The 8842-nt window shown below is 74.9% G+C and carries 8 protein-coding genes; 1 reads left to right on the forward strand and 7 read right to left on the reverse strand.

Features of this window, described 5'->3' with window-relative positions; translation table 11 throughout:
- Nucleotides 1-155: 155 nt before the first annotated feature.
- On the forward strand, nt 156-287 hold the full coding sequence (locus tag RM425_RS21355; RefSeq protein WP_311347252.1) for a hypothetical protein: 132 nt from the start codon (nt 156-158) through the stop codon (nt 285-287).
- Here the strand turns inward: RM425_RS21355 and RM425_RS21360 are convergent, their stop codons facing one another.
- From RM425_RS21360 to metK, 7 genes are read right to left on the reverse strand one after another with little or no spacing between them, the layout of a single operon-like run.
- Nucleotides 288-1685: an RsmB/NOP family class I SAM-dependent RNA methyltransferase gene (locus RM425_RS21360; RefSeq protein ID WP_311347253.1), complete on the reverse strand. Its 1398-nt coding sequence runs from the start codon at nt 1683-1685 to the stop codon at nt 288-290.
- A complete protein-coding gene (fmt, locus tag RM425_RS21365; protein ID WP_311347254.1) occupies nt 1682-2674 on the reverse strand; it encodes a methionyl-tRNA formyltransferase in 993 nt (330 codons plus the stop codon). Before fmt ends, RM425_RS21360 begins: the two co-directional genes overlap by 4 nt.
- Nucleotides 2611-3156 carry a peptide deformylase gene (def, locus tag RM425_RS21370; protein ID WP_311347255.1) on the reverse strand — a complete coding sequence of 182 codons (546 nt, stop codon included), beginning with the start codon at nt 3154-3156 and terminating at the stop codon, nt 2611-2613. The genes fmt and def overlap by 64 nt, the downstream gene beginning before the upstream one ends.
- The gene (locus RM425_RS21375) at nt 3153-3878 is read right to left on the reverse strand and encodes an aspartate/glutamate racemase family protein (protein ID WP_311347256.1); all 726 of its coding nucleotides are present in this window, start codon (nt 3876-3878) and stop codon (nt 3153-3155) included. The genes def and RM425_RS21375 overlap by 4 nt, the downstream gene beginning before the upstream one ends.
- 31 nt (nt 3879-3909) lie before the next feature.
- Nucleotides 3910-4998, reverse strand: a complete 1089-nt coding sequence (locus RM425_RS21380; protein ID WP_311347257.1) for a DUF1963 domain-containing protein — start codon at nt 4996-4998, stop codon at nt 3910-3912.
- Nucleotides 4999-5033: 35 nt separating this feature from the next.
- Nucleotides 5034-6998: a primosomal protein N' gene (locus tag RM425_RS21385; protein WP_311347258.1), complete on the reverse strand. Its 1965-nt coding sequence runs from the start codon at nt 6996-6998 to the stop codon at nt 5034-5036.
- A gap of 47 nt (nt 6999-7045) precedes the next feature.
- Nucleotides 7046-8263, reverse strand: coding sequence for a methionine adenosyltransferase (gene metK, locus RM425_RS21390; protein WP_311347259.1), 1218 nt, complete (start codon nt 8261-8263; stop codon nt 7046-7048).
- Between the last annotated feature and the right edge of the window lie 579 nt (nt 8264-8842).

The following is an 8842-nucleotide window of genomic DNA, read 5'->3' on the forward strand; positions in this document are numbered from 1 at the left end:
CCACGAAGGCCTCCTCTGGTGGCGGAGCGGTTCCTCGACAGCTCCACTCCACACCGGGAGGCCTTCGCCCATCTACAACTCAGATCGTGTCCTCGCAGGTCCTCGACCAACGTGCCTGGTCATCACACCTAGGGGTCGCCGTGCACCAGGGAGACGTGCTCACAGCCCTGCCTGCGGTGTCGCTCGCCGCACTCGGCGTGCTGGCCGATGTCGGCCATCGGAAAGACCAACAGGACGCCCGGCGGTGGCTCGATGACCCGCCGGTGCCCGTCGCCGCTGACGACTGATCAGCGGGTGCGACGGAGCAGCGCCATGAACATGGCGTCGGTGCCGTGGCGGTGCGGCCACAGCTGCCCGAATTCCCCGCGGGCGATGCCGGGCACCTCCGGGAACAGGGGCGCGACCGGCAGCACCTCGACGTCGTCGCGGGCCGCTGCCACCTCGACCACGCCGACCGTCTCCTCGGTGTGCGGCGAGCAGGTCACGTAGGCGACCACTCCCCCGGGCCGCACCGACGCCAGCGCGGCGGCCAGCAGCTCGACCTGCAGCTCCACCAGCGGGGCGACGTCCTCGGGCGTCCGCCGCCAGCGCACCTCGGGACGACGGCGCAGTGCACCCAGGCCCGTGCACGGCGCGTCGAGCAGCACCCGGTCGAAGGAACCCGCCTGCCACGGCGCCTCGCGACCGTCGGCGGCCAGCACCTCGACGTCGGCCTCGTCCCACAGCGTCTGCTTGACCAGGTCGGCGCGGTGCGGCGCGCGGTCGGCCGCGGTGAGCCGCACGCCCTCGGGCCGGACCGCCGCCAGCAGACCGGCCTTGCCACCGGGACCGGCGCACATGTCCAGCCAGGCGGTGTCCGGTCCCTCGAGCGGCGCCCGGGCGAGCAGCAGCGCCGCGAGCTGGCTGCCCTCGTCCTGGACGGCGGCGCGGCTGGAACGCACCGACACGAGCCGGCCAGGATCACCCCCCGGCAGCCGAACGGCGAACGGCGACCACGGACCCGGCGTCCCGCCCGCCTCGGCCGCCAGCTCGTTGCGGGGGATCCGCCGGGCGACCAGGTGCACCTCCGGCGCGGCGTCGTCCGCCAGCAGCGCGGGCTCGAGCTCGTCCTCTTCGCCCAGGGCGTCGCGCCAGGCGTCGACGATCCACCGCGGATGGTCGGTGGACAGGGCGAGCTGCCGCTCCCGGTCGCCGCCGAGCACGGTGAGCCAGGCCTCGCGGTCACCGCCCGCCGCCACCTTGCGGAGCACCGCGTTCACCAGACCGGAGGCGCCCGTGCCCACGATGGCCCGGGTCAGGTCGACGGTGGTGTCGACGGCGGCGTGCGAGGGCACCCGCAGGTCGATCAGCTGGTAGGTGCCCAGCCGGAGCAGGTCGAGCACCCGCGGGTCGAGCTCGGCGAGGGGCCGGCTCACCAGGCCGGCCAGGATCGCATCGAGGGTCCCGGTCGCGCGGAGCGTCCCGTAGGCCAGCTGGGTGGCGAACGCGGCATCGCGGGTGTCCAGGCCGCGCTCGCGCAGCAGCTGGGGCAGCAGCAGGTTGGCGTAGGCGTCGCGCGAGGTCACGCCGTCGAGCACGTCGTAGGCGGTCAGGCGCGCACCGTCGAGGGGACGCCGCCGCGCGGCGGGGTGCGGGCGCTTCCCGCGCTGCGGGCCGCTCGCGGGGCGCTTCGGCGGCCGGGTCACGCCTCCCCCAGCCGGTCGCCGGTCGCGAGCCGGGCGCCGCGCGCCCAGTCGGAAGCCGGGGTCATCCGCTTGCCGGCCGGCTGCACCTCGCCGAGGACGACGGCGCCGTTGCCGGTGCCGACGAGGACCTCGCGGCCCTCCGTGCGCAGCTCGCCGGGCGCCGGCTGCGGCCCGTGCGCGACCGGGGTGACGGGGCCCAGCCGCAGCCGGTCACCGCGCCACGTCGTCCAGGCGCCCGGGGCCGGCGTGACCCCGCGGATGCGCCGGTCCACGACGTGGGCGGGCAGCGACCAGTCGACCCGGGCATCCGCCGGCTCCACCTTCGGCGCCAGGCTGATGCCCTCGGCCGGCTGGGGCTGCGGTTGCAGCGCTCCGGCGGCGATGCCGTCGAGCGTGGCCACGAGCAGCTCGGCGCCGCTGACGGCCAGCCGCCCCAACAGGTCGCCGGCGGTGTCCCGCGGCCCGATGGCCTCGGTGACGGTGCCGTAGACCGGGCCGGTGTCGAGCCCGGCCTCCAGGCGGAAGGTCGCCGCGCCGGTGATCTCGTCGCCCGCCATGATCGCGTGCTGCACCGGTGCTGCCCCCCGCCAGGCCGGCAGCAGCGAGAAGTGCAGGTTGACCCAGCCGTGCACCGGCACGTCGAGCGCCGCCTGCGGGACCAGCGCCCCGTACGCCACGACCGGAGCGCAGTCGACGGCGAGGTCGGTCAGTTGCCCGAGGAACTCCGGCTCCCGCGGCGAGCGCGGCTGCAGCACCGGGATGCCGGCGGCGTCGGCGCGCTCGGCGACCGGCGAGCGGCTGGACGTCCGGCCGCGGCCGGAGCGGGCGTCGGGGCGGCTGAGCACCGCCACCACCTCGTGGTGGGAGGCCAGCAGCGCCTCCAGCGAGGGAACGGCAGGTGCGGGCGTACCCGCGAACAGGAGCTTCAGTGCGGGCTCACCTTCACGACGGGGGCGGGAGCCGGGAGGTAGGCGGCCAGCCCGGCCCACTCGGCGACCTCCAGCTCGGCCAGCGCCTCGGTGCGGGACACCTCGTCCAGGCGGTCGACGAACAGCACGCCGTCGAGATGGTCGGTCTCGTGCTGGATCGCGCGGGCCAGCAGCTCCGAGCCCTCCACGCGCACCGGGTCGCCGTGCATGTTCCAGCCGGAGGCCACCACGTGCAGGTGACGCCGGCAGTCGTAGCGCAGCCCCGGGATCGACAGGCAGCCCTCGGGGCCGTCCTGGATCTCCTCGCCCACGGCGGCGACGTCGGGGTTGACCAGGTGGCCCACCTCGCCGTCGACGAACCAGGTGAACACCCGCAGGCCGACGCCGAGCTGCGGGGCGGCCAGTCCGGCTCCGCCGGCGGCGTGCATGGTCTCGGTGAGGTCGGCGACCAGCTGCCGCAGCTCGGCGTCGAAGTCGACCACGGGAGCCGCGGGGGTGCGCAGCACGGGATCGCCGTACAGCCGGATCGGGGTGACGCTCACCGGTCGATCGTAGGCGGAGCCGTCGGAGCGTCCTCGCCCAGCGCGAAGCGGACGGCCGCCGCCACGTGCAGCGCCGTCGTCGGGAAGGCCGGGACGTCGACGTCGCCGGGCCCGATGAGCAGCTCGATCTCGGTGCAGCCGAGGACCACGCCCTGCGCGCCGCGGGCGACCAGCCGGTCGACCACCTCGCGGTAGGCCTGGCGGGACTCCTCGCGGACGACCCCGAGCACGAGCTCCTCGTAGATGACCCGGTGCACCAGGTCGCGGTCGGCCTGCTCGGGGACGACGACGTCGAGTCCGGCCGCGGTGAGCCGGTCGGAGAGGAACGGCTGCTCCATCGTGTACCGCGTGCCGAGCAGGCCGATCCGGGTGAGCCCGGCGGCCGTGATCGCCTCGGCGGTGCTGTCGCCGATGTGCAGCAACGGGATCTCGAGCCCGGCGGTCACGGCGTCGGTGACCGCGTGCATCGTGTTGGTGCACAGCAGGACGACGTCGGCGCCGGCCGCCTGCAGGGACCGGGCGTCGGCGGCCAGCAGCTCGCCGGCCCGGGCCCAGTCCCCGGCCTCCTGCAGCCGCGCGATCCCGTCGAAGTCCACCGACAGCAGCACGCACCGCGCGGAGTGCAGGCTGCCCAGCCGCTCGCGCACCGCCTCGTTGAGCAGCCGGTAGTACAGCGCGCTGCTCTCCCAGCTCATCCCGCCCAGCAGGCCGATCGTCCGCACGGCGGCATCCTGGCATCCGACGCGGAACGGGTCACTGGTTGCGGACGGTCATCCAGCAGCTCTCGTAGGCGCCGGCGGCCAGGTCGGAGGCGCGGATCCAGACCTCGAGATGCCCCTCGTCGCCGAACCACCCGTCCAGCGGTCCCACCCCGGGCACGTCGAGCAGGAACACCCACCTGTCGCCCTCCTCCGACAACGGCAGGAAGGGCTCCAGCGACTCCTGGACGACGTTGCCCCAGCCGAGCTGCGGGTGGCCCAGCACCTGGGGAACGAACCGGGCCGCTCCGGGCGGAAGGCGAGGTGCCGGCCCCACGGTGTCGAGGACCTGATCGCGGATCGCGTCCTGCGCGTCGGTCAGGGCGTCCACCTCGGCTTCGCTCAGCCGGTCGACCCAGTCGTCCGGCCACGCCAGCGACACACCGGGGTTCCCATGCAGCCACGCGGCCGGCGACACATCGAGGTCGGACGGCGGTCCGGCCAACCGCCCGCCGTAGGGGATGACGCGCAACGCCCAGCAGTTCCGGGGGCCGTCGGACTCCTCGATGCCCCAGGTCTCCAGGTCGTGGAAGACCTCGAACGCACCGGTCACGTCCGGGAACGGATGGGCCGGTAGCCAGGTCAGCATGTGCAGGTCCAGATGCGCCACGTGCACCAGGGGGATCCCGTCGTCGCGCAGCGGCCACGGCCCCGGGCTCGTCGAACTGCCTCGGACCCACGAGCCGTGCGGCCATTCCGCCAGGCCGGTGTCCAGCCCGCGACTCGTCTCCTCGTCCTGAGCCGCCGAGTAGACGCACGGCTCCACTGCCAGGTCCAGGTGGCCCAGGCGGCGCGCCGGGTGCGCCAGCCACTCCCGCGCCTCGCCGACGGTGTCGGGCGGCCCTGGGTTCACGTACGACTCGGCGTATCCGCGGACCCCCGGGTCGGGATGCTGGACGGCCAGCCGCTGGAGCGCAGGCCAGCCGTCGGGCTGCCTCAGCAGCGCGTCGACCACCGCCGTGTTGCGGTCCGTCTGTCGGTTCCACACCCGGAAGCCGACCCCGGGGACGGCGTCCTCCCAGGCGACGAGCTGCTCCAGCCCGGCGGTGAGCTCGGCGAGCAACTGCTGACCCCGGTCGTCCACCGATTCCTCCGTCTTCGCCACCCAGCGCCGGCTCATCACACCAGGTCGAGCGGGTCGAGCTGCACGCGGACGTGCTCGGGCACCTTCTTCGCGCTGCGCACGCCCTGCACCTCGGCCAGTGCGTGCGCGAGCGCGGCCCCGGAGGCGCGTGGCACCCGCACCAGGTAGCGCTCGCGCTCCCCCTCCTGCCCGGGGCGCGGCCGTTCGGGCACCGGTCCGAGCAGGTCGGCGTCAGCCGGCAGCCGCAGCGCCTCGAGGAACTCGGCCAGGGCGGCGGGCGACCCGGCGACCGACGCCATGCGGGTGACCGGCGGGAAGCCGAGCTCGCGGCGGTCGGCCAGCTCGCGCGCAGCCAGCCAGGCCGGGTCCCACCGCACCAGCGCCTGCACCACGGGGTGCCCGGCGTCCGCGGCGACGATGACCGCGCCTCCCGCGGCGGCGGGGCGGACCAGGGCAGCGGCGTTCATCCACCGCCGCAGCGTCTCCTCCCCCGCGCGCAGGTCCGCCCGGCCCAGCAGTGCCCACGAGTCGAGCAGCAGCGCCGCGCCGTAGCCGCCCTCGGCCACCGGTTCGGCCCCCGGCGTCGCCACCACCAGCGATGCCCCACCGGGCACCGTCGCGAGCACCCCGGACGTGCTGCCCGAGGTGCGCATCGCCGCGCCGGGGAAGGCGCGGGCCAGCTCCTCGGCGGTCCGCGAGTCACCGATCACCGAGGCGCGCAGCTTCGTGCCGTGGCAGTGCGGGCAGTCGAACGTCGCTGCCGGGCGCGCACACCACCGGCAGGCCGGGATCCGCGTGCCACCGGGCCCCGGCCGCGGCGAGATGCCCAGCGGTCCGGCGCAGTGGGCACAGCGCGCGGGCGCCCGGCACCGCGCGCACGCCAGCGACGGCACGTAGCCGCGGCGGGGCACCTGCACCAGCACCGGGGTGTCGGCGGCCAGCGCCTTCCGGGCGGTCTCGTGCGCCAGCGACGGCAGCCGGGCCGACCGCGCGGCGGCGTCCCGGGCCAGCTCGAAGTCCTCTCCCAGCGCCTGCACCCTCGGGGCGGCGGACCGCAGCACCGCACGGTCGGCGACCAGTTCGTGCGCCCAGCCCGATTCGACGAGGAGCGCGCCCTCGGCGGTCCGCGTGGTGCCGGCGACGACGGCGGCGCAGTCGTCCAGCCAGGCCCGCTGCACCAGGACGTCGCGCGCGTGCGGATAGGGCGCCCGCTCGTCGGCGTGCAGGTCGTCGCCGTCGTCCCAGACCACCACCAGGCCCAGGTCGCGGACCGGCGCGAACATGGCCGCCCGCGTGCCCAGCACCACCTGTGCCGCCCCGCGTGAGGCGGCCAGGAACGATCGGTAGCGCTTCTCCGGTGAGTCGTCGGCGCGCAGCACCGTGTACGAGTGCGCCGGCAGCAGCGCGGCCGCTGCCGCCGCGAGCCGGTCCAGGTCCCGGCCGTCGGGGACGACGACCAGCGCACCCCGGCGGCCCGACAGCGAGGCCCGGCACAGCTCGACCAGCCGGGCCGGCCAGTCCTCGCCGGGCAGCGCCGTCCAGACCGCCCGGGCCGGCCGGCCCTCGGCCAGCGCGTCGAGCAGTGCGGGCCCGGCGGTGTACCGCGCGAACCCGGCGGGGTCGGGTGGCTCCGGCAGCTGGTCGGGCGTGGGTGTCTCGCGCTTCTCGGCGGCGGACCGGCGGGGTGGCAGCGCCAGCCGAAGCACATCGCTGGCCGTCCCCGCGTACCGGTCGGCCACCGTGCGCACCAGCCGGGCCACCTGCGGGGTGAGCACCGGCTCGCCGGAGGGCACGTGCGACAGCGGCTGCAGCGATCCGGAGAACTCCGTGGTGTCGCCGAGCTCCCAGATGACGCCGTCGACCAGCCGGCCGTGGAACCGCACGCGCACCCGGCACCCGGCCTGCACGGTGTCGGCGAGCTTGTCAGGGACGGCGTAGTCGAACGGCCGGTCCAGGTGCGCCAGGGGCACGTCGACGACGACCCGGGCCACCAGCGGCATGCGCGGGTGACCCGGGTCGTCGGGTGGAGCGGGTGCGTCCAGCGCGGTTACTGGCCCACGGCCGCACGCAGGGCGTCGACCCGGTCGAGGCGCTCCCACGGCAGGTCGACGTCGGTGCGGCCGAAGTGGCCGTAGGCCGCCGTCGGCGCGTAGATCGGCCGCAGCAGGTCGAGGTCGCGCACGATCGCGCCGGGGCGCAGGTCGAACACGCTGACGATGGCCTTCTCGAGCACGTCGTCGGCCACGGTGCCGGTGCCGAAGGTCTCGACGAACAGGCCGACCGGGTGCGCGGCGCCGATGGCATAGGCCACCTGGACCTCGCAGCGCTTGGCCAGGCCGGCGGCGACGACGTTCTTGGCCACCCAGCGCATCGCGTACGCGCCGGAGCGGTCGACCTTCGACGGGTCCTTGCCCGAGAAGGCGCCGCCGCCGTGGCGGGCCATGCCGCCGTAGGTGTCGACGATGATCTTGCGGCCGGTCAGCCCGGCGTCGCCCATGGGGCCGCCGATGACGAACTTGCCGGTCGGGTTCACCAGGAGGCGGTAGCCGTCGGTGGGCAGGCCGAGGGCGGCCAGCTCCGGCTCGACGACGAGCTCCTTGATGTCGGGGGCGAGCAGCTGCTCGATGGAGATGTCCTCGGCGTGCTGCGAGGACACGACCACGGTGTCGACGGCGACGGGCCGGTCGTCCTCGTAGACGACGGTGACCTGGGTCTTGCCGTCGGGGCGCAGGTAGGGCACCGAGCCGTCCTTGCGCACGGCCGAGAGGCGCCGGGCCAGCCGGTGGGCCAGCGCGATGGGCAGCGGCATGAGCTCGGGGGTCTCGTCGGTGGCGTACCCGAACATCAGGCCCTGGTCGCCGGCGCCCTGCCGGGAGATGGCGTCCTCGGTCGCCTTCTCCTGGTCGTGCAGCTCGGCCTGCGTGCGCGACTCGTAGGCGGTGTCGACGCCCTGGGCGATGTCGGGCGACTGCGCGCCGATGGAGACGCTGACGCCGCAGGAGGCGCCGTCGAAGCCCTTGCGGGAGGAGTCGTAGCCGATCCGCAGGATGGTCTCGCGGACGATCTCGGCGATGTCGACGTAGCCGGCGGTGGTGACCTCACCGGCGATGTGCACCTGGCCGGTCATGATCAGCGTCTCGACGGCGACCCGGCTCTTGGGGTCCTGGGCGAGCATGGCATCCAGGATCGAGTCGCTGATCTGGTCGGCGATCTTGTCCGGGTGCCCCTCGGTGACCGACTCGGACGTGAAGAGACGGCGTGACATGTCGGTACTCCTGGGTCGCTGGACACGAGACGGCGAGCCGCTCGCAAGGCACGACTCGGGGGGCACGTTACCCGGACGAGGCCGGCCACCCGTCGGCGCGGGTGAGCACGGGCACCGCGGCTCCACGGGACGCAGGGGACGAGGCGGCCCCGCCCCGGAGGCGTGAAACGACCGGGAGCGGGGCCTGGGTCCCCCGCTCATGGCGAGTGGGCGGAGGACTTGGCCCCGACCGTACGTGCCGGTGGTCTAGACGGTATGGCGTGACGGCCTGGGGGCCGTTGCGGGCCGGGGCCTCGCTCACGCAAGTTTCGTGGGTTGCCGGGCAGGAGGCGCCTGCTCGGCCTATCCGACATGCGTGGGAGGCCCCGGTGCTGGTGGAGCGTACGAGTGTTGGTCTTGATGTTCACGCCCGATCGGTGGTGGCCGCGGCGATAGACGGGGTCAGCGGGGAACGGGACTGCCCAGGGTTCGGTTGACTCCTCACCTGTGAGGCTGCAGCCTCGCTGGAAGGATCAGCATCGTGCCCAAGCCGTTCCCCAAGGAGTTCCGGCGTGACGTGATCGCGGTGGCCCGGCAGGG

Source organism: Blastococcus goldschmidtiae (assembly GCF_031845325.1).
In the GTDB taxonomy this organism is placed as follows: domain Bacteria; phylum Actinomycetota; class Actinomycetes; order Mycobacteriales; family Geodermatophilaceae; genus Blastococcus; species Blastococcus goldschmidtiae.